Below are 22,403 nucleotides of genomic sequence, written 5' to 3' on the forward strand. Positions count from 1 at the left end.
ATGCTGATTCCCATGGCCAAACTGCAGATCGCAGGCCAGCGAGAGCAGCTGAGTGCAGTTCTCGAAGGCATCTACCGGCTCCAGGGCATGCAACTGGTCGACGTATCGAAGGACTCCGCGCTCGACGTCGACGCGGCCGGGCTCGATGCCGCGAACGCCGGCTCGCAGGCGCGTCTTGAACTCCTCGTCGCCCGCCTCGACGCGCTTCTCACCCTGATTCGAAGCGATGACAACATCGAACCGCTTACCAAGGGCGACCCGGATCCTGTACGCGGCGCTGTTGACCTGTCCGCCGTCGAGGCCGAACTCGATCGCGTCAGCATCCTGGTGGAGGCGGCTGCCCGACGGCTCGATATGCTCGCGGACGAGCTGGCGGTGCTGCCCCGGTACCTGAATCCGCTGGAAAAGTTGGCGAATCTGGTACCCGAGCTCGCGGGCCTCAGCGAGAACGACTTGCAGAAGCTCGGGCTGGACACCGCGGCTCTTGTGCTGAGCACCTCCGATGACACGTTGGTCGACATGCTACGGAGTGAGCTCACCCAGGAATTCGGAGCCCGCTTCGACCTCACCTCGGCCCGGGTCGGTGCTGACGCGATCGGGTGTCTGCTCGTGTTCTCACACCGCGATACCGCACGCCTTCACACCCTTCTGGGCCAGGAGCACGTCCGGCACCTGCCGCTTCCGAGCGCGTACTCCGGCCAGTCCCTCTTTGGGGCTCTGGCTGCGATGCGCACCCGGCTGGATGCGCTGCCGGACGAAATCACGGACGCTCATCAGGCACTGGAAGAGCTCATCCGGCCGCATGCGGTGGCGTGGCACACCACGCTGGCGGGCGCGCGCGCCGAACTCGAGCAGCTCGCTGCCGCGGCCGCGGTCGGAGTGACCGAGCGTGCGTTCGCCATCGTCGGGTGGGTCCCGCGTCCGGGCGTGGCTCGTTTCATCGGCCAACTCCACGGTCTTTCGCTGGGCCCGCTCGTGATCGAGGAACTGGCCCACAATGTGCGTGCACACAGCACACCGGTGCTGATGAAAGAGCGCCGCGCGGCGAGGCCGTTCGGTTTTCTGACCCGGTTTCTCGACAACCCGCGCGCCGCGAGTCTGGATCCGACCGGGCTGATGGCAATATTCTTGCCGCTGATGTTCGGTGTGATGGTCGGCGACGTCGTGTACGGGGCCCTGCTTCTTCTCGCCGGGGTGTGGGCGCGACGAAAGTTCGGCAAGGATTCGCCCGCCGTCGCGGACCTGTGCAGCGTCCTGGTCTTCGGTGCGATCTGGGCAATCATCTTCGGATTCCTCTTCGGGGAAGCTCTGGGTAATCTCGGGAAGAACGTGTTCGGCGACTTTTCGCTGTGGTTCTACCGCGGCGGAGCAGACGCATTGCAACCGCTCCTGCTCTTTGCCCTCGCCATCGGGACCGCGCACGTACTGCTTGGCGTTGTCCTCGGCATGTGGCAATCGTGGCGGGACCGCGCACACCGTCAGCTCCTCGACCGCCTGGGTACGTTCGCCTTCCTGTGCGGAATGCTCGCCTTGGCGGGTTTCGCGGCAGGAGCCCTGCCGCCGGGGTTCATGACGCCGGCCATAGCATTGACGGTGGTGGGGCTGGTTCTCGTGATGTCACTCCACGGCACTCTTGGGCTCATGATGGGGCCGCTGGAGCTGCTCGGTGCGATCGGGAACATCCTCTCCTATCTGCGCCTGGCAGCCGTAGGCCTCGCATCGGTGTACCTCGCCATCGTCGCTAACGAGCTCGCCACCGTCGGACCGCTCTGGCTCGGCATCATCGTCGCGACGTTCTTTCACGTACTCAATCTCGCGCTCGCCGGATTCAGCCCCTTGATCCAGGCACTGCGACTTCACTACGTCGAGTTTTTCTCGAAATTCTTCATCGGCGGCGGCCACGCCTTCACCCCGTTCGGAACAACCCGCTAACAACCCGCCAACAACCAACCCGCCAACAACCAAGGAGAATAAAATGGACATCGGAATCGGACTCATCGCTATTGGCGCCGCCCTCGCGGTAGGCATCTCGGCACTGGCAACCGGACTGGCTCAAGCCCGAATCGGGGCCGCAGCCATGGGCGCCATCGCCGAGAAGCCAGAACTTGCCGGTAGGGCTATTCTGCTCGTCGCCATACCGGAGACCCTCGTTATCCTAGGCTTTGCGGTGGCTGCAATGGCCATCCTTCTGTTGCCGGTCTAATGCCGCTTAGTGACCTGCTGAAGGCCATTCAGGCTGAAGCCGACGACGAGATCGCGGCGGACCGCCGGGCAGTTCAGGCTGAGGCGGACGCGGTGGTCGCCGAGGCATCGGTGAAAGCCGCGGCCCTGGAGCGGGAGCTTGAGGTCCATGCCGGGGCCGAGGCGCGGGTCGAGGCCGGACGGCGGCTTGCCGCCGCCCGGCTTGCCGCCGCCGCCCGCGTTCGTTCAGCGCGCGAGGATGCCTTCCTCGCGCTGCGCACGGAACTCGTCAGCGGACTACGCGCCACGCGTGACACGCGCAGCTATCCGGAGTTGCTGGCGCAGCTCATCCGCGGGGCGATGGAAGCACTCCCCGACACGACGCGGCTTCGAATCGATCCCCGCGATGCGGAGCTTGTCCGGGAGCAGGTGGCGGACATCGTTCCCGCCGTGACACTCGACCCTAGCCTGCAGTCGTGGGGTGGAGTCGAAGCGGTCAACGCCGACGGCCGCAGCGTCGTCAATACTCTTGAACAGCGCCTCTCGGATGCCGAATCCCGCCTTCGGATTCTTTTCGCAAGGGCCATCGTCAACACGGGCGAGGAGCACCGCCGATGACTATTCTGCGAGCCCGTCCCCGGTTCGAATACGGAAACACCCGCCTACGGGTCCGCCGACTCGACCGGATGGGCGAGAAGCAACTGACCGAGTTGATGGGACGTGACGTTGATGGACTCCTCGGTGCTCTCGCCTCGACCGCGCTGCGCACAGAGGCTGAAGCCGCGCTCGCCCGCGGCGGCGGTGTGCGGCGGTTGAATGCCGCCCTAAGGGCACACGAAGCCCGCGAACTCGAAGTGATGCGCGGGTTCTACAGTGACGCCGCACGATCGCTGGTGGACCTTCTGCTGGCGCGATTTGACCTGCACAATCTGCTCGTTCTGCTGCGCGGTGTGCTGCGACGCGCAGACGAGGAGCAGGTGCTCGAGGACATCATTCCCGTTGGAGCCTTCACCGATGTGCTCGCCCGTGAAATCGTTCGTCAGCATGAGCCGGCTGCTGCTCTCGCGCTGCTGGCGGGCTGGGAACTGCCGGATCCCGTCACTGCGCGTGCCACGGTGAATGCCTTCGCCGCCTATGAGCGTGATGCCAACCTCGGTCACTTCGAGAGTGCAGTCATCGCCGCCCACACGGGACGGATCGTTCGCGAACTCGACCACCTCGGCTCCGAAGCGGCGGACCTCCGCGCATCACTCGCCCGCAGCGTCGACGAAACCAACGTGATGGCGCTGCTTCGACTTCGATCCGCACTATCCGGGCGCGAATTGGACACGCTGCCCGGCGTTGCACCGTGGTCACCGGGCGGCAGCATCGCCACGTCCACACTGGAGTCCGCATTGAGGCAAGTCGCAGACGCCGAGACCTCGTCAATTCTCTCCGCTTCGGCCCGCTACCTCCGCACACCGCTGGAAGCCTGGTCGCGTGACCATGATCTGGCCGCGGCGCAGCGTGTGCTGGAACAACGCCGGGTGCTGGACCAAATCTCGCTGTTTCGACGGGGGGACCCCATGGGAATCGCCATGCCGATCGCCTATGTTGCCGAGTTGGAGCTCGAGACGCGGAACCTGCGCGTGCTGGCCCAGGGTGCTGCGCTCAGAACCTCGCCCGATGATCTCGGCAAGCAGCTTCTGCTGCCGGAAGCCCGACCATGACCACCGCGAAGCCGGACGTGCGTTCCCGGGTGCTTGTCGTCACGATCGATGAATTGGCTGTCGGGTACCGTCTCGCCGGTGCCGATGTCCTGGTGGTGGCCGATGCCGGGGCCGCCGGTGCGAAGCTCATTGAACTCCTCAACGCCGGCGACGAGGTGGGTGTCATCGCTGTCCACGAGCCGTACTTCACGGCCCTGGACCCGCCGCTGCTCCGGCGTCTGGAAAGAACCCTGCCCCCACTGGTAGTGGCGCTCCCTGCCGGTGAGCTGCTGCAGGGCGACTCCGGCCGGCGGGAACGGCTCCTCCAGAGGCTGTGGCAGGCAGTCGGCTATGAAATCACATTCGATTCGGAAGGCCCGAAATGAGCACACAGATTCTGACCAGTGCCGGAACCCTGTGGCGGGTTGCCGGCCCCGTGGCCGAGGCGACGGGCCTCCACGCCCGGCTCTACGACGTCGTGCTCGTCGGCACGGCACGACTGCCCGGCGAGGTGATTCGGATCGACGGTGATCGATGCGTGATCCAGGTGTATGAGGACACTGCGGGCCTCGCCGTGGGGGAACCTGTTGTGGGCACCGGCAGACCGCTCCAGGTCGAGTTGGGACCGGGGCTGCTCGGGCAGATCCTCGACGGAACGCAACGGCCGCTGCCGGTGCTCGCCCGCGTCGGGGATGACCCCTATGCCGTCGCGACCATCGCGCGCGGGGCGCGGGCAGCGGCGTTGGACCGCGAGCGCAGGTGGGACTTCTCGCCCGCGGTCCGCAATGGTGATCAGGTGGGGCCAGGAGACCTTCTCGGCACTGTCCCGGATGCGGCCATCCCGCACCGTGTCCTCGTCCCGCCGGGGCTGAGCGGTGTTGTCCGCAACCTGCGCACCGGAGAACTGCTTGTCACCGACCCGGTCGCAAGCGTCGGCGACGCGGAAGTGGCGATGTTGCAGTACTGGCCGGTGCGGACGGCGCGGCCGGCGTCGGAGCGACTCGCTCTCGATGTGCCTCTCGTCACCGGCCAGCGCATCATCGACACCCTGTTCCCCATCGCGCGCGGGGGAGCCGCGGCGATCCCGGGAGGGTTCGGCACCGGCAAAACCGTCCTCGAACAATCGCTGGCGAAATGGTCCACAGCGGATGTGGTGATCTACATCGGCTGCGGGGAACGCGGTAACGAGTTGGCCGAGGTGCTCGAGGAGTTTCCGGCCCTGGTGGATCCCCGCACGGGCACATCGCTGATGCAACGGACGGTGCTGATCGCGAACACGTCGAACATGCCCGTCGCTGCCCGCGAGGCGAGCATCTACACCGGCATCACCATCGCGGAGTTCTTCCGGGACCAAGGCCTGCACGTCGCGCTGATGGCAGACAGCACCAGCCGCTGGGGCGAGGCCCTCAGGGAGGTTTCCAGCCGTTTGGAGGAGATGCCGGCGGAGGAGGGATACCCGGCGTACCTCGCCACGCGTCTCGCCGAATTCTACGAAAGGGCGGGGGCAGTGCGCTGCCTCGGCCAGGAGAACCGGACAGGTTCCGTCACTGTCGTCGGTGCGGTATCGCCGGCTGGCGGAGACTTCTCGGAACCCATCACCCAGCACAGTCTGCGGTTGGCGGGAACTTTTTGGGCGCTCGACACCACGCTGGCGAGGCGCCGCCATTTTCCGTCGATCAACTGGACTCGCAGCTACACCCTCTACGACCTCGACGGATGGTTTGCCGAGGCGGTCTCCGCGGACTGGCCCGAGCTGCGTGCTTGGGCCCTGGACCTGCTGCAACGCGAGACGTCGCTGCTTGAGATCGTGCAACTGCTCGGAGCGGACGCTCTAGCCGCACCACAGCGCGTGGTGCTCACCACCGGGCGGCTGCTGCGGGAAGACTTTCTGCAGCAGTCCGCGTTCGATGAGGACGACGCATCCTGTCCGCTCGCCAAGCAGCACACGATGCTCACCGTGATTCACGCGGCGGACGCAGCGCTGGCGGTGGCGGTGGAGCGGGGGGTGACGCCGGACACCGCGTCGGCTGTAGCGTCGCTGCTCGAGATCGGGCGCATGCGCACCTGGCCCGAGGCCGACATGGCACACCGCTCGCATGACCTGATCGCCCGCATCCGCACAGAACTCGAGGAACTTCGATGACATCCCTATCGCCGGACGCCGGCCCCACCACCAAGCTCTCCGTCGACCATCGAACGGTGGCGTACGTCTCCGGACCCCTGCTCATAGCCGACCAGGTGCACGGCGTCGGGTACGACGAACTGGTTGACGTCATCGACCCCGACGGCGGCACACGACGGGGTCGGGTCCTTGAGGTGCACGGCGAGAAGATGGTCGTTCAGGTGCTCGAGGGCACCCGGGGTCTCGACCGTCGGGATACCGTCATTCGGACCCGGGGTGCATTCGCCCGGCTGCCCGTCGGGCCCGGCCTCATCGGGCGGATCCTCGACGGCGCCGGCGTGCCCATCGACGGCGGCCCGCCGCTGCTCGCGGTGGCCGAGCACGACGTGAACGGTGCCCCGATGAACCCGGCCGTGCGTGATCACCCCTCTGAGTTCATCGAGACCGGCATTTCCGCGATCGATGGTCTCAATACCCTGGTCCGCGGCCAGAAACTTCCGATCTTCTCCGGCTTCGGCCTGCCCGCCAATGAGTTGGCAGCGCAGATCGCCGCAAATGCGAGGGTAGTCGGCAGTGACGAGGATTTCGTCGTCGTCTTCGCTGCGATGGGGGTCACGCAACGCGAGGCAGCCTACTTCCGTGGCCAGTTCGCCGATAGTGCCGCCCTCGAACGCACGGTGCTTTTTCTGAACCTCGCCGACGATCCAACGGTCGAGCGGCTGCTGACCCCCCGCGCTGCCCTGACGGCCGCCGAGTACCTCGCGTGGGAGGAGGACCGCCATGTGTTGGTGATCCTCACCGATATCACCAACTACTGCGAGGCTCTTCGTGAGGTCGCCGCGGCCCGCGAGGAAATTCCCGGCAGGCGCGGCTATCCGGGCTACATGTACACCGACCTGGCGTCGTTGTTCGAGCGGGCCGGCCGGATGCGTGGCCGCAAGGGCTCTGTAACCCAGCTGATGATCCTTTCGATGCCCGACGACGATATCAGCCACCCCATTCCCGATCTGACCGGCTACATCACCGAAGGGCAGATCGTACTGTCGCGGGACCTCAACCGGCGCGGCATCAGCCCGCCCATCGACGTCCTGCCGTCGCTGAGCCGGCTCATGAACGCAGGCATCGGCGCGGGACGTACGCGCGAAGATCATGGCGGAGTGGCTGACCAGCTCTAGGCCTGCTTCGCGAGGGGGCGCGAACTGCGCCAGCTCTCCTCGATCGTCGGCGAGGCGGCCCTGTCGGTTGAGGACCGGCGTTTTCTGGCGTTCGCCGAAGACTTCGAGCAGCGCTTTGTCGGCCAGTCCGGAGTCTCACGCACACTCGTCGAGACTCTTGACCTGGCATGGGAGCTGCTGGCACGTTTCCCCGCCGCCGAGCTCAAGCGGGTCAAACCAGATCTGCTCGAGCGATACCACCACTATCAGGAGGAGCAGGCGAAAACGTCATGAGCACCGTTACGGAACACTCATCGGCAGACTGGCACGGCCGCGAAGTCACGGCTGTCACAGCGGAGCTGGGGACCAATGCGACGGTCGGCCTCGACGAACAGGTGGCAATCGGGCGCCTGGGCGAGTTCGGCTACAACGAACTGGAGGAGCGTGCTGGCCGGTCGGTCTGGAAAATTCTGTGGGAGCAGGTGTCGTCGATTCTGATCGTGATCCTGGTTGTGGCCGCCGGCCTGGCAGCGGCGCTGGGAAAGGCTATCGACGCCACAGCGATTCTTGCCATCGTCGTTCTGTTCGTCGTACTCGGCGTCGTCCAGGAGTACCGGGCGCAGAAAGCGATTGCCGCACTGAAACAGATGGCAGCGCCGCTCGTGCGCGTGGTGCGCAATGGGCAGGTCCGCGAGCTGTCGGCCCGCGAACTCGTGCCCGGCGATCTCGTGCGCCTCGAGACTGGATCCGTGATTCCGGCAGACGTGCGTATCGTTGAAAGCGTGAATCTGCGCACCCAGGAGGCCGCGCTGACGGGTGAATCCGAACCGGTCGACAAGACCGTCGACGCTATTCACGGCGTCGACATTCCGCTCGGAGACCGCACCAATCTGGCCTTTCTCGGCACCTCGGTAACCTACGGGCGCGGCTCTGCTGTGGTCGTCGCGACCGGAATGACGACCGAGCTGGGACGCATCGCCGATTTGATCCAGGACGTTGCGCAGGAACCGACCTTGCTGCAGAAGCGTCTCGACAAGCTCGCGAAGCTCCTTGCTGCTGTTGCCGTCGTCATCGCCGTCATCGTCTTCCTGAGCGGCCTCATCCGCGGGGAGGAGACATCACTGATCCTTCTCACAGCAGTCTCGCTCGCCGTCGCAATCGTCCCGGAAGGGCTTCCTGCCGTGCTGACCTTCACGCTGGCCCTCGGCGCCCAACGGATGCTCGTGCGCCGGGCGTTGGTGCGGCGGCTCGCCGCGGTAGAGACACTCGGCTCGGTCACCGTCATCTGCTCGGACAAGACCGGCACGTTGACCGAGAACCGGATGACGGTGACGGTGCTTGAGACACCGCACGGGAGCTTCGACCTGGCCGCGGGCAAAACCCCCGAACTGAACGATGACGCTCACGTTCTGCTCGCCGTGGCAGCCCTTTGCAACGACGCGGTCCTTGACCGGCGGTCCGGACACCCTGAAGCCGTCGGCGATCCGACGGAGGGCGCCCTCGTTATCGCGGCGGATCGTTTCGCGCTGCGCAAGGAAGATCTCGACTCGGGGCTGCCACGCGTCGGCGAAGTTCCTTTCGACTCGACCCGAAAACGCATGACGACGATGCACTGCACACCTCAGGGTGGTTCGCGCGTTCTGGACATGCTGGTGACGGTTGCCGACGGCGCATCATTGCTCGCCGTCGTCAAAGGCGCCGGCGACGGAATACCGGACCTCTGCAACCGGATCGTGCACGACGGCGGTATCCGCCTGTTGGACGACGCCGCTCGAAGGCGTCTCCACTCCTCGATCGAGCGGATGGCCGAAAACGGCCTGCGGGTTCTTGCCGTCGCCGCCCGCGGCCTCACGGAAGTTCCATCCGACGGGCAGGCCGAGGAGGTGGAGCGGGACCTCGTGCTGCTCGGGTTGATCGGGATGGTCGATCCACCCCGCTCGGAAGCCCGTGACGCGATCGCGCGCTGCGCGACTGCAGGAATACGCCCGATCATGATCACCGGCGACCACCCGCGAACGGCGCGTGCCATCGCCGTCGATCTCGGCATGGCCGCACCGGACAGCCCCACCCTGACGGGTCGCGAGCTTGAGCAGATGGACAGCGACGCGTTGCGCGCCGCAGTGCGCATCACCTCCGTCTTCGCGCGCGTGTCACCTGAGCACAAGCTGCGCATTGTCGAGGCTCTGCAGGCCAACGGCGAAGTCGTGGCCATGACCGGAGACGGGGTCAATGACGCGCCAGCGCTCAAAAAAGCGGACATCGGTGTGGCCATGGGATCGGGAACCGACGTCGCCAAAGAGGCCGCCGAGGTAGTCCTGCTCGATGACAACTTCGCCACTATCGTGGCCGCCGTTGAGGAGGGGCGCGTGGTCTACGACAACGTGCGCCGTTTTGTAGGATTTTCGATTTCCGGAAACTTTGCCAAAGTGCTGATCGTGGCGATTCCGCCGCTCTTCGGCTTGCCGCTCTATCTGCTCCCGATCATGATCCTGTGGTCCAACCTGCTGACGGATGGTCTGCTGGGGCTCGGGATGGGCGTCGAGAAGGCCGAGCGCGACACGATGCGCCGCCCGCCCTACTCGCCGACGGAGAGTATCCTCAGTCGCGGCATCGGGATCCAGATCGCCTGGCTGGGTCCGGTGATCGGGGTGGCCCTCATTGCAGTCGGTTGGGCTGTCTGGAACAACTCAGGCGGCGGTGCTGGCTCGATCACCCCCGAAGCCGAGGCGCTGCTCGCCACCATCGTGTTCACGAGCCTCGCCTTCATCCAACTCGCCCGGGCCCTTGCCAGCCGCTCGTTCGTCGAGCCGGTCTGGCGGACAGGGCTGCGCGGCAACAGGGTTCTGGTAAGCATGATCCTTGTTGCGCTCGTCCTGCAGCTCGGCGTGGTCTACCTGCCGTTCGCCCAGGACATCTTCGGTACCGTGCCGCTCAGCCCTGCCGAGCTGGCGGCCGGCGTCCTTCTCGCGTTGGGTCTCCTCGGACTTATGGAGGCCGACAAGGCGCTCAGGCGGCGCGCTGTGCGCATGAGTCAGCGCACACCGGGTAGGCCGTGACGTGTCGCTATTAAACCGGCGTGCCACCACCGACCCGGAAACTCCCGCCAGCAAGGGGAAGCCGCGGCCCGAAGGCCCGCCTATTTCAGGAAACGCGACGTCCGGCGGTCTGCCAGAATCTTTCCCTTGGTCTGGCAGCCCGGGCAGTACTGCAGGGCGGTGTCAGCAAATGACACCTCGCGGATGGTGTCGCCGCACACCGGGCACGCTTCGCCGGTCCGGCCGTGGACCCGCAGGTGACCCCGTTTGGTGTCCTTGAGCTCATGCGGCGCCTTGCCCCGGGCATCTTGCAGGGCTGTCCCAAGAATTTCATGGATGGCGTCGAAGAGGAGCCCCACCGTGTCCCGGTCCAGGGATTTGGCGATGGCGAAAGGTGACGTCCTTGCCGCGTGCAGGATTTCGTCGCTGTAGGCGTTCCCAATGCCGGCAATCACGCTCTGGCTCCGCAGGAGACCCTTGACCTGCTGGGAACTGGACCCAAGGATCCGCGCCAGGATATCGACGTCGAACCCGGGGCTGAACGGATCCGGTCCGAGGACCGCGACCCCGGGAACGTCGTGCGGGTCCCGGACCACATAGACCGCCAGGCTCTTTTTCGTTCCGGCCTCCGTCAGATCGAAGTCGAGCGGGCCGGTACCACTGGAAAACGACAGCCGCGCCGCGATGTGACCCTTGCCCAGTTTCAGCGGGGTCCCGGTGGGCGCGTCGGTGAAGCGTACCCAGCCGGCCCGCGCCAGGTGGAAGACAAAATACAGCCCGTCGGTTTCCAAACAGACGAATTTCCCGAAGCGGCGCACCCCGGTCACGGTCCTGCCCTCAAAGTCTGAGAAAGGCGGATCCGCCGTCTTGAGTACCGCGAACGAGACAATCTGGATCTTCGTCACAACGGTTCCAAGCAGCTGTCCGCGCAGAAAATCCGTCAGGGCCGCCACTTCCGGAAGCTCGGGCATTACCTGGCCGCTACCGGCTCTGCCAACCGGATCCGGGCGTCCCGCCAAGGGAAGTTACCGGTGCTGGTTCCGTCATTGCACCATCATGGCAGAGTCCTCCCGGGCCCGGGAGGATATGCCTATACTTTCAGCGGCGGACAGAACAGTAAACCGCCGTCGACATTTGGTGTTTGACCCGAGGAAAGGCCCGTCATGAGCAACATTCCCGAAGAACTGTCCTACACCGCAGAACACGAGTGGGTTTCGGCGCCGAACGCCGACGGAGTGGTGCGCGTGGGCATCACAGACTTCGCCCAGGACGCCCTCGGGGACGTCGTCTACGCCCAGATGCCCGAAGCGGGCACCACGATCACGGCCAACGCCGTCGTCGGCGAGGTCGAATCCACCAAGAGTGTGAGCGATATTTATGCCCCTGTTTCGGGGGAGGTGGTGGCCCGCAACGAGGCGCTGGACACGGACTCGGCCCTGATCAATTCCGATCCGTACGGCGAAGGCTGGCTGCTCGAAATCAGGCTTGCAGAGGCCGGCGCGGTCGACTCGCTGCTCAGCGCGGCGGAGTACGGACAGCAGGTAGGCTAAAGGGACATGTCCTTCGGAGCGGGTTGTTGGGAACATCACCCACACAACGCCGCCGGGGGGCTGTAGACCGGATCTGCCAGGCTTTTCCGGACGGCATGCGTTGTTTGCGGGGGGATACCTGCAACGAATGAGGAGGACTCAATGTTTGGGCACGAACGGAACGACACCGGTGATGGTTACGGCACGGGTGGAGTGAAAGCGTCGGAGACCACGTCGATCAACCTCACACCGGTTCGCGACGAACCCACCATCACGCCGAAGCTCTCCATCGAGGAGCGGGCGGCCGTTGAGGCACTTCCCTATGGCTCCGCCCTGCTGGTGGCGCACAGCGGGCCCAACACCGGCGCACGCTTCCTGCTGGACTCGGACGTCACGTCGGCGGGCCGGCACCCGGACGCCGACATCTTCCTTGACGACGTCACGGTCTCGCGCCGGCACGTCGAATTCCGTCGTACGGCGCGAAGCTTCGAAGTCGTGGACACCGGAAGCCTGAACGGAACCTACGTGAACCATGACCGCGTCGACTCCGTGGAGCTGAAGTCCGGCAACGAGGTGCAGATCGGGAAGTTCCGCCTCACCTTCTACCTGAGCCCTGCCCGCGCAGCAGGCAACGTCTGATTCCGGGGTAGCTGCCTGTGGCCATGGCACATGCGGAACGGCGCGGACCCCAGATTCTGAACATCGGGGAAGTCCTGGCTCAGTTGAGCGACGATTTCCCCACGATGACGGCGTCGAAAATCCGGTTCCTTGAAGAAAAGGGGCTCATCAATCCGCAGCGGACACCGGCCGGTTACCGGCAGTACGCGGAGAACGACGTCGAGCGGCTCCGGTTTGTGCTGTCCCTTCAGCGCGACCAGTATCTGCCGCTGAAGGTCATCAAGGATTACCTCGACGCGATCGACCGCGGCGATCGCCCCGACAACCTGCCTGCCGGCGTCACGGTGTCCCCGCGGATCGTCTCCGCCGAACTCGCGGCCGAACTGCAGAACAGGGTGCGCCAGCTCAGCGAGGAGCAGCTCCGGGCCGAGTCCGGCGCGAGCGTTCCGCTGCTCCAGTCGCTGCTGAGCTTCGGCCTGATCGGGCACGTCAACGGCACCTTCGACGAGCATGCCCTCCAGGTGGCCCGCGCCTGCGTGCAACTCGAGAGCCACGGCCTGGAGCCGCGGCACCTGCGGCCGTTCCAGGCCGCTGCCGAGCGGGAATTCGGCCTCGTGGAGCGCGCGGTGGCCACTCTGACCTCACGCAAGGATGCGGCCTCGCACGCCCGCGCCGCCGAAGCTGCGCGGGAAATCAGTGACCTCTGCCTCACATTGCACCGCGCCCTGGTCCAGGACCGCATCGCGAGGATGGACATCTGATGATTGAGGTGGAGATCGTGGGCGTGCGGATTGAGCTGCCGTCCAACCAGCCGCTCGTCCTGCTCAAGGAGATGCGCGGTGAGCGGCATGTGCCGATCTGGATCGGCACCCCGGAGGCCAGCGCCATCGCCCTGGCACAGCAGGGCGTCGTCCCGCCCCGCCCGATGACCCACGATCTGCTCGTTGATGTCGTCGAATCCCTGGGCCACACCATCGTCAGCGTCAACATCGTGGCGGTGGAGGACAACATCTTCTACGGCCAGCTCCAGTTCGAGAACGGCACCACCGTCAGCTCCCGGGCCTCCGACGCCCTGGCGCTTGCCCTGCGGGCAAAGTGCCGGATCTGGTGCGCCGACGCCGTCATGGACGAGGCGGGCGTCAGGATCACCGAACACGACGAGGGGGAGGATACCCACCCCGGTCCGGCCGTCGATGAAGAAGGCGAGCTGCGGCGCTTCCGGGAGTTCCTCGACGACGTCGAACCGGACGATTTCGCCGGCTGAGGTCACGTTAAGGTTAAAGTCGAGGATGAAAGTTTCGACACGCCTGCCGAATAGCCCGAACGTCTTTGACCTTGAGCCCCCGCAGGCCTAACGTCGGAGTTAAAGGTTTCCGTTGCATACGACAGCCGCTGCGGCCACACTGGAAAGTGCGGCCCGGCCGAATCACACGGTTGAAATTTTATCCGCCGAAGGTTCGTTCCGCTAGAGATAGCCTGCTGTTGCTGCAACTTCCGCAGGGGAGCCACGACAAGGAGGATCCACGTGAGTCCGGAAGGCGAAGCAGGAGAGCTCAGGCCCTTGACGGCCGGTGTGGCCATGCCCGCCAGCGGCGCCCAGGGCCTGCTGTTCACCGAGGATCTCCCCGTCCTGGATGAGGACGCTGGCTATCGCGGACCCACCGCCTGCAAGGCAGCCGGGATCACCTACCGCCAGTTGGACTACTGGGCACGCACCGGACTTGTGGAGCCCGCCGTGCGCGGCGCCGCCGGCTCAGGTTCCCAGCGGCTCTACGGCTTCCGCGACATCCTGGTCCTCAAGGTCGTCAAGCGGCTGCTGGACACGGGCGTATCGCTCCAGCAGATCCGCACCGCCGTCGAGCATCTTCGGGAGCGCGGCGTCGAGGATCTCGCCCAGATCACCCTCATGAGTGACGGCGCCAGCGTCTACGAGTGCACCTCTGCCGACGAGGTCATCGACCTCGTCCAGGGCGGACAGGGTGTCTTCGGCATCGCGGTGGGCCGGGTCTGGCGCGAAGTGGAGGGCAGCCTCGCGGCACTTCCCAGCGAGCATGTACGGGACCAGTCGTTCCCTGGCGACGAACTCAGTAAACGCCGGGAGGCCCGCAAGATCGGCTAGGCTCCCACCTCACCGTCCCTCAAAATACAACGCGGGGTCACTTAGCGCCCATCATGATGTGCTGGATGGGCACTAAGTGACCCCGCGTTGTCTTCGTTCGGCGGAGTCCCCGGCGTGAGGCTGGGAGGTTTGCTAGCGCCTGCCGCGGTCCCGGACTGCGCCGGCGGGCTGCGTGCCCTCGGCAGCCAGCAGGTTCGCGAGCAGCGAGTCGAACAAGGCCGCAGCGTTCCTGGCGGAGTCGCCCGGCCATTGGTGGATTGAATGGGCGGCGCCCTGGATCTGCTGCCAGTTGGCCTGCTCGGGAATGTGCGGTGCGAGCAGCAGTTCGCCGAACATGGACTGCATTTCGGCGAGCCGGAAGGTGTGTTCGGCGGAGCCGCTGCGCACCCGGTTGGCGATAATGCCCGCGGGGGAGAGGTTCGGGGCGAATTCGCCACGGAAGAGCTGGATCGCACGCAGCGTGCGTTCCGTGCCTGCGACGGAGAAGAGCCCGGGCTCGGCGACGAGGATCACTTTGTCGCTCGCTGACCAGGCCATCCGGGTGAGCCCGTTGAGCGAGGGCGGGCAGTCTATAAGGACCAGCTCATATTTCTCCGCGCCGGCAAGCACCGCGGAGAGGCGGCGCAGATCGCGGCGGCTGAGGTCCGGGCGGTCGTAGATGCCGGTGTAGGCGGAGCCGACTGCCACATCCAGGATGGCTGCTGCCTGGCCGCCGGGTGCCTTGCCGTTGGCGCCGGCGCGTTCCACCCAGCCGCTGGGAACGACGTTGTCTGCGAGGCGGGCACGACGGGGAGCCTTGAGCATCCGGCCGATATCGAGATGCTCGCCCGGCCGGACCCCGAGGGCCGTGCTCGCATCCGCGTGCGGGTCAAGGTCGACGACGAGGGTGGGAATGCCGGCGGTCAATGCCGCAGACGCCAGTCCTGTGGTCACCGATGTCTTGCCGACGCCGCCTTTGAGGCTGCTGATGCTGACTACTTGCACTTGAAAAACCAATACCTAACGCCGGTTGCCGGGACGGGGTCCTGCCGGCTCCTGCGTTCTCCGGAGCCGGGGCGTGCATGCGCCACCCACCCCCTCATCATATGTTGACGCTCCGCCGAAACCTGCCTCATCGGGCCCGGGGCGGCAGATCATGCCCACTCTTCGCCGGCCACCGGCCACCCGCGCCCACCGCCCGCACCACGCCCCGCACCGCTACGCTGGCCCGTGTTGTGCCGCGACCCGGCCAGCGGTCGCATACGTGACGCGCAGTGCTGTGACCGTGGCCACAATGATTTGTATTTGCCCACGCCGGTCTTAGACACTGTGAGCACTTACCGATACGCCCGCAAAGATGCAGGAGAAGCATGTTTTCGAAGATTCTGGTGGCCAACCGCGGTGAAATCGCGATCCGTGCCTTCCGCGCCGGGTACGAGCTTGGCGCCAAGACTGTAGCCGTGTTCCCGAACGAGGACCGCAATTCGATCCACCGCCAGAAGGCCGATGAGGCGTATCTGATCGGTGACGAGGGGCACCCCGTCCGGGCCTATCTCGACGTCGACGAGGTGGTGCGGGTCGCCAAGGAATCCGGGGCCGACGCCATCTACCCCGGCTACGGCTTCCTCTCCGAGAACCCCCGTCTGGCCCGGGCCGCCGCCGAAGCCGGCATCACCTTCGTGGGTCCTCCCGCCGAGGTTCTGGAACTGGCCGGTAACAAGGTCGCCGCCCTCGCGGCAGCCCGCAAGGCCGGCGTCCCCGTACTCAATTCCAGCCAGCCGTCGAAAGACGTGGATGAGCTCATCGCCGCCGCGGACCGGATCGGCTTTCCCATCTTCGCCAAGGCCGTCGCCGGCGGCGGCGGGCGCGGCATGCGCCGGGTTGACACCCGCGAGGCGCTGCCCGAGGCCCTGCAGGCAGCCATGCGCGAAGCCGACGCCGCCTTCGGTGACCCCACCATGTTCCTGGAGCAGGCAGTGCTGCGCCCCCGCCACATCGAGGTCCAGATCCTGGCCGATGCCGAGGGCAACGTGATGCACCTCTTCGAGCGCGACTGTTCCATCCAGCGCCGCCACCAGAAGGTCATCGAGATTGCCCCGGCCCCGAACCTTGACGAAGGTATCCGCCAGGCGTTATACCGCGACGCCGTGAAGTTCGCCAAGGCACTGAATTATGTCAATGCCGGCACCGTGGAGTTCCTCGTCGACACCGTGGGGGAGCGCGCCGGCCAGCACGTCTTCATCGAAATGAACCCCCGCATCCAGGTCGAACACACCGTGACCGAAGAAGTCACCGACGTCGACCTCGTCCAGGCTCAGCTGCGCATCGCCGCCGGCGAGACCCTCGCGGACCTGGGCCTCTCGCAGGAGACCGTCCAGCTTAAGGGTGCTGCCCTGCAGTGCCGCATCACCTCCGAGGACCCGGCCAACGGTTTCCGGCCCGACGTCGGCAAGATCACCGGCTACCGTTCCGCCGGCGGCGCCGGCGTCCGGCTCGACGGCGGCACCGTCTATTCGGGTGCCGAGATCAGCCCGCACTTCGACTCGATGCTGGTCAAGCTGACCTGCCGCGGCCGCGACTACCCGGCCGCCGTGGCCCGCGCCCGCCGCGCCCTCGCCGAGTTCCGCATCCGCGGCGTGTCGACCAACATCTCCTTCCTCCAGGCTGTACTGGACGATGCCGACTTCGTCGCCGGCAACGTGGCCACCTCCTTCATCGACGAACGCCCCGAACTCCTCAAGGCGCGTGTCTCGGCCGACCGCGGCACCAAGCTGCTGACCTGGCTCGCCGAGGTCACCGTCAACAAGCCCAACGGCGAGCTCACAGTACACAGCGACCCTGCCGCCAAGCTTCCGGCCGTGGGCGACGCCGCGCCCGGGCCGGGTTCCCGCCAGCGGCTGCTGGAGCTGGGCCCGGAAGGCTTCGCGACGGCGCTGCGCGAGCAGAACGCCGTCGCGGTCACGGACACCACCTTCCGCGACGCCCACCAGTCGCTGCTGGCCACCCGCGTCCGCACCCGCGACCTCGTCGCGGCCGGCCCGGCCGTGTCCGGGCTGCTCCCGCAGTTGCTCTCCGTCGAGGCCTGGGGCGGCGCCACCTACGACGTTGCCCTGCGCTTCCTCGGTGAAGATCCCTGGGACCGGCTTGCGGCGCTGCGCAAGGCGCTGCCGAATGTCTGCCTGCAGATGCTCCTGCGCGGCCGCAACACCGTGGGCTACACGCCGTACCCCGAAGAGGTCACGGTGGCATTTGTCAACGAGGCCGCCGCCACCGGCATCGACATCTTCCGCATCTTCGATGCCCTCAACGACGTCAACCAGATGGCCCCGGCCATCCGCGCCGTCCGCGAGACCGGCACCGCCGTCGCCGAGGTGGCCCTGTGCTATACGGCGGATATGACGGATCCGGACGAAAAGCTGTACACCCTGGACTATTATCTGGAGCTGGCGCAGAAGATCGTCGATGCCGGGGCGCACATCCTGGCGATCAAGGACATGGCCGGGCTGCTGCGCCCCGCCGCCGCTGCCCGCCTCGTGACGGCCCTGCGTGAGCGGTTCGACCTTCCGGTCCACCTGCACACCCATGACACAGCAGGGGGCCAGCTGGCGACGCTGCTGGCAGCCGTGGACGCCGGCGTGGACGCCGTGGACGTGGCGTCCGCGTCGCTGGCGGGCACCACCAGCCAGCCCTCGGCCTCGGCGCTCGTGGCCGCGCTGGCCCACACCCCGCGCGACACCGGGCTGAGCCTCGCGAACGTCTGCGCGCTGGAACCGTACTGGGAGGCCGTGCGGCGGGTCTATGCACCCTTCGAGTCCGGCCTGCCGGGCCCCACCGGCCGGGTCTACCAGCACGAGATCCCTGGCGGCCAGCTCTCCAACCTGCGCCAGCAGGCGATCGCACTGGGCCTCGGCGAGCGGTTCGAGGCCATCGAGGACATGTACGCCGCGGCGGACCGCATCCTGGGCCGGCTGGTGAAGGTCACGCCGTCCTCCAAGGTGGTGGGAGACCTGGCCCTGCACCTTGTTGGACTCAATGCCGACCCGGCCGACTTCAACGACAACCCGGAGAAGTACGACATCCCGGATTCCGTGATCGGCTTCCTGTCCGGCGAACTCGGCGATCCTCCCGGCGGCTGGCCGGAACCGTTCCGGACCAAGGCCCTGCAGGGCCGGACTGTCAAGGTCCGCGACGTCGACCTCAGCGCCGAGGACAGCGCAGCGCTCCGGTCCGACTCCAAGACCCGGCAGCAGACCCTCAACCGGCTGCTCTTCCCCGGTCCCACCAAGGACTACCTGAAGACTGTGGAGTCCTACGGCAACCTCTCGGTGCTGGACACCCGCGACTACCTCTACGGCCTGCAGCGCGGCGCGGAGCACGAGATCGAGCTGGAGAAGGGCGTCCGCCTGATCGCTTCGCTCGAAGCCGTCTCCGAGCCGGACGAGAAGGGCATGCGCACCGTGATGTGCACGCTCAACGGCCAGTCGCGCCCGGTGGTGGTCCGCGACCGCGCCGTGGTCAGCAACGTCAAGGCGGCCGAACGCGCCGATGCCTCCCAGCCCGGCCAGGTGGCCGCACCGTTTGCCGGCGCCGTCACCCTGACAGTCAAGGCCGGGGACACCGTCAAAGCCGGTGACACAGTTGCGACCATCGAGGCTATGAAGATGGAAGCCTCCATCACGACGCCGGTCGCGGGCACCGTCTCGCGGCTCGCCGTGGGCGCCATCGAACAGGTCCAGGGCGGGGATTTGCTGCTGGTCGTCGAGTAGCGGCAGCGCAGCAAAAGCAACGCGGGGATCCTCACAGTCACATACGGCCCATCAGGGGGTCCCCGATGGGCCGTATGTGACTGCCCGCGTTGCTGTGGGGGCGACGGCTAATGCTGGACGGCGCGCGGGGTGCCGTACATCTCCTCGATCACGTTCTCGAAGTCCTTCATGACCTGGGAGCGTTTGACCTTCATCGACGGCGTGAGGTGGCCGGAGGCTTCGGTGAAGTCCGCCGGCACGATCCGGAACGACTTGATCGCCTCCGCCTGGGAGACCGACTGGTTGGCGTGGTTGATGAGGTCCTGGACCGCGGCCCTGACCACCGGATTCCCGGTCGCTTCGGCGAGGGTTGTGGAGGCCGGAAGGCTGTGGCGGTGGAGCCAGCCCGGGAGGGCCTCCTCGTCGAGGGTGACCAGAGCGCCGATGAACGGGCGGTTGTCACCGACCACCAGCACCTGCGAGACGAGCGCGTCGGCGCGAATCTGGTCCTCGAGCAGCGCCGGTACAACGTTCTTGCCGCCGGCCGTGACAATAATTTCCTTCTTGCGGCCGGTGATGGTCAGGAAGCCCTGTTCATCGAGCTGCCCGATGTCGCCGGTGCGCAGCCAGCCATCCTGGAAGGCCTCGGCGGAGAGGTCGTCGCGCTTGTAGTAGCCGCGCATGACGCAGACGCCCTTGGCGAGGATTTCGCCGTCGTCGGCAATCTTCACGGCATTGCCGGGAAGCGGCTTGCCGACCGTTCCGATCCTGATCCGTTCCGGTGTATTCACCGTGATCGGAGCCGTGGTTTCGGTCAGCCCGTAGCCCTCCAGGATCTGCATGCCGATGCCCTGGAAGAAATGGCCCAACCGTTCGCCCAGCGGGCCGCCGCCGGATACCGCGTGCGCGACATGGCCGCCCATGGCGTCCCGGAGCTTGCCATAGACCAACTTGTCGAACAGGGTGTGCTTGAGCCTCAGGCCCACGCCGACCTTGCCGGCCTGCCGGGCGCGGGAGAACTCGATGGCGGTGTCCGCGGCGCGGTGGAAGATTGCGCCCTTGCCGCCGTCCTCGGCCTTGGTGAGCGCCGAGTTGTAGACCTTTTCGAAAACGCGCGGCACGGCAAGGATAAACGTGGGCTTGTAGCTCTGCAGGTCCGGCAGCAGGTTCTTGATGTCCGGCGTGTGCGCGACCGTGACGCCGGCGGCCACGGCCAGAACCGAGATGTAGCGCGCAAAGACGTGGGCGAGGGGCAGGAACATGATGGTCCTGGCATTCTCGTGCACGATTCCGTTCAGCGAGGTGGCCAGCGCGTTCTCCGAGAGCTCCACGAAGTTGCCGTGGGTCAGTTCGCAGCCCTTGGGCCGTCCGGTGGTGCCGGAGGTGTAGATGATCGTGGCGATGTCCTTGAGGGACGCCTGGCTGCGGCGCGCCTCGAGTTCTTCGTTGCTGACCGTGGCACCGGCGGCCCTGACCTCATCCAGGCCGGTTCCTGAGAGCTGCCAGACGTTCGCGAGGGCGGTCAGGCCCTCGGACGCCGCGGCCTGCCGGATGATGTCCTCATGGTGGGCGGACTCACCGAAGGCGGCCACCGCGCCGGAATCGCCGAGGTTCCAGGCGACCTGGGAGGGTGAGGACGTCTCATAGATGGGAACAGAGACGGCGCCGGCGAACCAGATCGCGAAGTCAATCAGCGCCCACTCGTACCGGGTGCGGGACATAATGCCCACCCTGTCGCCGGCGGCCACACCGCTGGCCATCAGCCCCTTGGCGAGCAGCGAAACATCGGCCAGGAAGTCGGTGGCCCGGACATCCTGCCACTCGCCGGCAGCGTCGAGGCGCGAGAACAGGGCAGGGTTGGTAGCCTTCGCGGCCTGGCGCAATACCAGGGCCGTGACATTTGATTCCGGTGGGACGTTGACCAGGGGCGGGACACTGATTTCTCGCACGATAGCTCCTTTGATATCCATTGACCCGCAAGGGGTTCAGCTAACACTAGTGCGTGGCCCTGAGTTGAATGTGTTCCACAACACTTACTGGCGAGTAACTTTACGGCTCCGGGTACCGGCGCGCCACTCGGGGCGGCTGACGCCGGCGCGGAATCGCCTGGCCAATAGACTTGGGGAACCATGCACACACCCACACCCGGACAGCAGCCCGGCCCGGACCGCAGGACGGCCACCTGGCGCCGCAGGGACTTCGCGGGTGCGGGCGGCGGAGTTCCGGGGCAGGGTTTCCGTGAGCATCTGAGGCTGGGCCGCAAGGGCCTGGCAATCGGCGTCGATATCGGCGGTACCAAGGTGGCAGCCGGTGTGGTGGACGCGGAGGGCCGGATCCTCAGCCAGGCCAGGCGCTCCACCCCGGGCAACGACCCGCGGGCGGTCGAACAGGTCATCGTGGAACTCGTCGAGGAATTGGGCGAAGGCCACCGGATCTGGTCCGTCGGGATCGGTGCTGCCGGCTGGATGGATCTCGACGGCGGTACCGTGCTGTTCAGCCCGCACCTGGCCTGGCGCAATGAACCGCTGCGGGACAACCTGCAGCGGCTGCTGCACCGCCCTGTACTCCTGACCAACGACGCCGACGCCGCCGGCTGGGCGGAATGGCGCTTCGGTGCCGGCCGGGGCGAGAGCCGGCTGGTCTGCATCACCCTGGGTACCGGCATTGGCGGCGCCATGGTGATGGACGGGCGGCTCGAGCGCGGCCGCTACGGGGTGGCGGGGGAATTTGGCCACCAGATCATCATGCCCGGCGGCCACCGCTGTGAATGCGGCAACCGGGGCTGCTGGGAACAGTACGCCTCCGGCAATGCCCTCGGCCGGGAGGCGCGCGAACTGGCCGCCGCCAACTCCCCGGTGGCGCAGGAACTGCTCAGGGCAGTGGACGGCCAAATGGACCGCATCACCGGCGCGGTCGTCACCGGGCTGGCCGGGGCCGGGGATGCCACCTCACGTGAGTTGATCGAGGAGGTCGGCGAATGGCTGGGCCTGGGTCTCGCCAATCTTGCGGCCGCGCTGGATCCGGGCACCTTCGTGATCGGCGGCGGTTTGTGCGACGCCGGTGAACTGCTGGTCGCACCGGCGCGGAAAGCTTTCGGCAGGAACCTGACCGGGCGCGGATTCCGGCCTGCGGCGCAGATCGAACTGGCAGCCCTCGGCCCCGACGCCGGCCTGATCGGCGCCGCTGACCTGTCCCGGGTCAGCAGGCGCATGCGCAGCTAATGGGCTTTTTTT

Annotated in this window: 18 protein-coding genes and 1 pseudogene; 16 read left to right on the plus strand and 3 right to left on the minus strand. The window is 66.5% G+C overall.

Translation table 11 applies throughout. From position 1 onward, the window contains the following. The 9 genes and pseudogenes from AC50X6_RS10075 (at position 1) to AC50X6_RS10115 (ending at position 10,201) form a co-directional block, all read left to right on the plus strand. Positions 1-1,932 carry a V-type ATP synthase subunit I gene (locus tag AC50X6_RS10075; RefSeq protein WP_494966082.1) on the plus strand — a complete coding sequence of 644 codons (1,932 nt, stop codon included), beginning with the start codon at positions 1-3 and terminating at the stop codon, positions 1,930-1,932. A 43-nt stretch (positions 1,933-1,975) separates the two neighbouring features. After that, positions 1,976-2,203, plus strand: a complete 228-nt coding sequence (locus tag AC50X6_RS10080) for an ATP synthase subunit C-like protein (protein WP_494966083.1) — start codon at positions 1,976-1,978, stop codon at positions 2,201-2,203. Beyond that, entirely contained in the window at positions 2,203-2,799 is a 597-nt protein-coding gene (locus tag AC50X6_RS10085) for a hypothetical protein (RefSeq protein WP_494966084.1), read from the plus strand. Before AC50X6_RS10080 ends, AC50X6_RS10085 begins: the two co-directional genes overlap by 1 nt. Further along, positions 2,796-3,890, plus strand: a complete 1,095-nt coding sequence (locus AC50X6_RS10090; protein ID WP_494966085.1) for a V-type ATPase subunit — start codon at positions 2,796-2,798, stop codon at positions 3,888-3,890. Before AC50X6_RS10085 ends, AC50X6_RS10090 begins: the two co-directional genes overlap by 4 nt. Beyond that, positions 3,887-4,255 (plus strand): V-type ATP synthase subunit F, encoded by a 369-nt coding sequence (locus AC50X6_RS10095; protein ID WP_494966086.1) that lies wholly within the window; start codon positions 3,887-3,889, stop codon positions 4,253-4,255. The genes AC50X6_RS10090 and AC50X6_RS10095 overlap by 4 nt, the downstream gene beginning before the upstream one ends. Continuing rightward, positions 4,252-6,012 carry a V-type ATP synthase subunit A gene (locus AC50X6_RS10100; protein ID WP_494966087.1) on the plus strand — a complete coding sequence of 587 codons (1,761 nt, stop codon included), beginning with the start codon at positions 4,252-4,254 and terminating at the stop codon, positions 6,010-6,012. Before AC50X6_RS10095 ends, AC50X6_RS10100 begins: the two co-directional genes overlap by 4 nt. After that, complete coding sequence (locus AC50X6_RS10105) at positions 6,009-7,166, plus strand: V-type ATP synthase subunit B (protein ID WP_494966088.1); 1,158 nt, start codon at positions 6,009-6,011, stop codon at positions 7,164-7,166. Before AC50X6_RS10100 ends, AC50X6_RS10105 begins: the two co-directional genes overlap by 4 nt. Before the next feature lie 12 nt (positions 7,167-7,178). Beyond that, positions 7,179-7,439, plus strand: a pseudogene (locus AC50X6_RS10110) (ATP synthase beta subunit C-terminal domain-containing protein); the annotation flags it as partial. Beyond that, the gene (locus AC50X6_RS10115; protein WP_494966089.1) at positions 7,436-10,201 is read left to right on the plus strand and encodes a cation-translocating P-type ATPase; all 2,766 of its coding nucleotides are present in this window, start codon (positions 7,436-7,438) and stop codon (positions 10,199-10,201) included. The pseudogene AC50X6_RS10110 and the gene AC50X6_RS10115, both read left to right, overlap by 4 nt. A gap of 80 nt (positions 10,202-10,281) precedes the next feature. Here AC50X6_RS10115 and AC50X6_RS10120 read toward each other — a convergent pair whose 3' ends face one another. After that, positions 10,282-11,151 carry an Fpg/Nei family DNA glycosylase gene (locus tag AC50X6_RS10120; protein WP_494966090.1) on the minus strand — a complete coding sequence of 290 codons (870 nt, stop codon included), beginning with the start codon at positions 11,149-11,151 and terminating at the stop codon, positions 10,282-10,284. A 192-nt stretch (positions 11,152-11,343) separates the two neighbouring features. On the opposite strand from AC50X6_RS10120, the gene gcvH reads away from it, so the two are divergent. The 5 genes from gcvH (at position 11,344) to AC50X6_RS10145 (ending at position 14,446) form a co-directional block, all read left to right on the plus strand. Next, on the plus strand, positions 11,344-11,730 hold the full coding sequence (gene gcvH / locus AC50X6_RS10125; protein ID WP_326967632.1) for a glycine cleavage system protein GcvH: 387 nt from the start codon (positions 11,344-11,346) through the stop codon (positions 11,728-11,730). Positions 11,731-11,871: 141 nt separating this feature from the next. Beyond that, entirely contained in the window at positions 11,872-12,348 is a 477-nt protein-coding gene (locus tag AC50X6_RS10130; RefSeq protein ID WP_494966091.1) for an FHA domain-containing protein, read from the plus strand. 23 nt (positions 12,349-12,371) lie between these two features. Continuing rightward, a complete protein-coding gene (gene ftsR, locus AC50X6_RS10135) occupies positions 12,372-13,088 on the plus strand; it encodes a transcriptional regulator FtsR (RefSeq protein WP_494966092.1) in 717 nt (238 codons plus the stop codon). Beyond that, positions 13,088-13,591: a bifunctional nuclease family protein gene (locus AC50X6_RS10140; RefSeq protein WP_326967635.1), complete on the plus strand. Its 504-nt coding sequence runs from the start codon at positions 13,088-13,090 to the stop codon at positions 13,589-13,591. The genes ftsR and AC50X6_RS10140 overlap by 1 nt, the downstream gene beginning before the upstream one ends. A 261-nt stretch (positions 13,592-13,852) precedes the next feature. Further along, positions 13,853-14,446: a MerR family transcriptional regulator gene (locus AC50X6_RS10145; protein WP_494966093.1), complete on the plus strand. Its 594-nt coding sequence runs from the start codon at positions 13,853-13,855 to the stop codon at positions 14,444-14,446. A 132-nt stretch (positions 14,447-14,578) separates the two neighbouring features. Here AC50X6_RS10145 and AC50X6_RS10150 read toward each other — a convergent pair whose 3' ends face one another. Beyond that, on the minus strand, positions 14,579-15,430 hold the full coding sequence (locus AC50X6_RS10150; RefSeq protein WP_494966094.1) for a ParA family protein: 852 nt from the start codon (positions 15,428-15,430) through the stop codon (positions 14,579-14,581). Positions 15,431-15,795: 365 nt separating this feature from the next. Between AC50X6_RS10150 and AC50X6_RS10155 the strand changes: the two genes are divergently transcribed. Further along, on the plus strand, positions 15,796-19,191 hold the full coding sequence (locus tag AC50X6_RS10155; protein WP_494966095.1) for a pyruvate carboxylase: 3,396 nt from the start codon (positions 15,796-15,798) through the stop codon (positions 19,189-19,191). A gap of 107 nt (positions 19,192-19,298) precedes the next feature. Here the strand turns inward: AC50X6_RS10155 and AC50X6_RS10160 are convergent, their stop codons facing one another. Further along, on the minus strand, positions 19,299-21,119 hold the full coding sequence (locus AC50X6_RS10160; RefSeq protein WP_494966096.1) for an AMP-dependent synthetase/ligase: 1,821 nt from the start codon (positions 21,117-21,119) through the stop codon (positions 19,299-19,301). A 180-nt stretch (positions 21,120-21,299) separates the two neighbouring features. Between AC50X6_RS10160 and AC50X6_RS10165 the strand changes: the two genes are divergently transcribed. Further along, positions 21,300-22,391, plus strand: a complete 1,092-nt coding sequence (locus AC50X6_RS10165) for an ROK family glucokinase (protein ID WP_494966097.1) — start codon at positions 21,300-21,302, stop codon at positions 22,389-22,391. Positions 22,392-22,403 lie beyond the last annotated feature (12 nt).

This window comes from Pseudarthrobacter sp. HLT1-7, assembly GCF_059383435.1.

Excerpts from the sequence above, each read along its gene's own strand:
- AC50X6_RS10075 (WP_494966082.1), top strand. The coding sequence starts at position 1 with ATGCTGATTCCCATGGCCAAACTGCAGATCGCAGGCCAGCGAGAGCAG.
- AC50X6_RS10080 (WP_494966083.1), top strand. The coding sequence starts at position 1,976 with ATGGACATCGGAATCGGACTCATCGCTATTGGCGCCGCCCTCGCGGTA.
- AC50X6_RS10085 (WP_494966084.1), top strand. The coding sequence starts at position 2,203 with ATGCCGCTTAGTGACCTGCTGAAGGCCATTCAGGCTGAAGCCGACGAC.
- AC50X6_RS10090 (WP_494966085.1), top strand. The coding sequence starts at position 2,796 with ATGACTATTCTGCGAGCCCGTCCCCGGTTCGAATACGGAAACACCCGC.
- AC50X6_RS10095 (WP_494966086.1), top strand. The coding sequence starts at position 3,887 with ATGACCACCGCGAAGCCGGACGTGCGTTCCCGGGTGCTTGTCGTCACG.
- AC50X6_RS10100 (WP_494966087.1), top strand. The coding sequence starts at position 4,252 with ATGAGCACACAGATTCTGACCAGTGCCGGAACCCTGTGGCGGGTTGCC.
- AC50X6_RS10105 (WP_494966088.1), top strand. The coding sequence starts at position 6,009 with ATGACATCCCTATCGCCGGACGCCGGCCCCACCACCAAGCTCTCCGTC.
- AC50X6_RS10115 (WP_494966089.1), top strand. The coding sequence starts at position 7,436 with ATGAGCACCGTTACGGAACACTCATCGGCAGACTGGCACGGCCGCGAA.
- AC50X6_RS10120 (WP_494966090.1), bottom strand. The coding sequence starts at position 11,151 with ATGCCCGAGCTTCCGGAAGTGGCGGCCCTGACGGATTTTCTGCGCGGA.
- gcvH (WP_326967632.1), top strand. The coding sequence starts at position 11,344 with ATGAGCAACATTCCCGAAGAACTGTCCTACACCGCAGAACACGAGTGG.
- AC50X6_RS10130 (WP_494966091.1), top strand. The coding sequence starts at position 11,872 with ATGTTTGGGCACGAACGGAACGACACCGGTGATGGTTACGGCACGGGT.
- ftsR (WP_494966092.1), top strand. The coding sequence starts at position 12,372 with ATGGCACATGCGGAACGGCGCGGACCCCAGATTCTGAACATCGGGGAA.
- AC50X6_RS10140 (WP_326967635.1), top strand. The coding sequence starts at position 13,088 with ATGATTGAGGTGGAGATCGTGGGCGTGCGGATTGAGCTGCCGTCCAAC.
- AC50X6_RS10155 (WP_494966095.1), top strand. The coding sequence starts at position 15,796 with ATGTTTTCGAAGATTCTGGTGGCCAACCGCGGTGAAATCGCGATCCGT.
- AC50X6_RS10165 (WP_494966097.1), top strand. The coding sequence starts at position 21,300 with ATGCACACACCCACACCCGGACAGCAGCCCGGCCCGGACCGCAGGACG.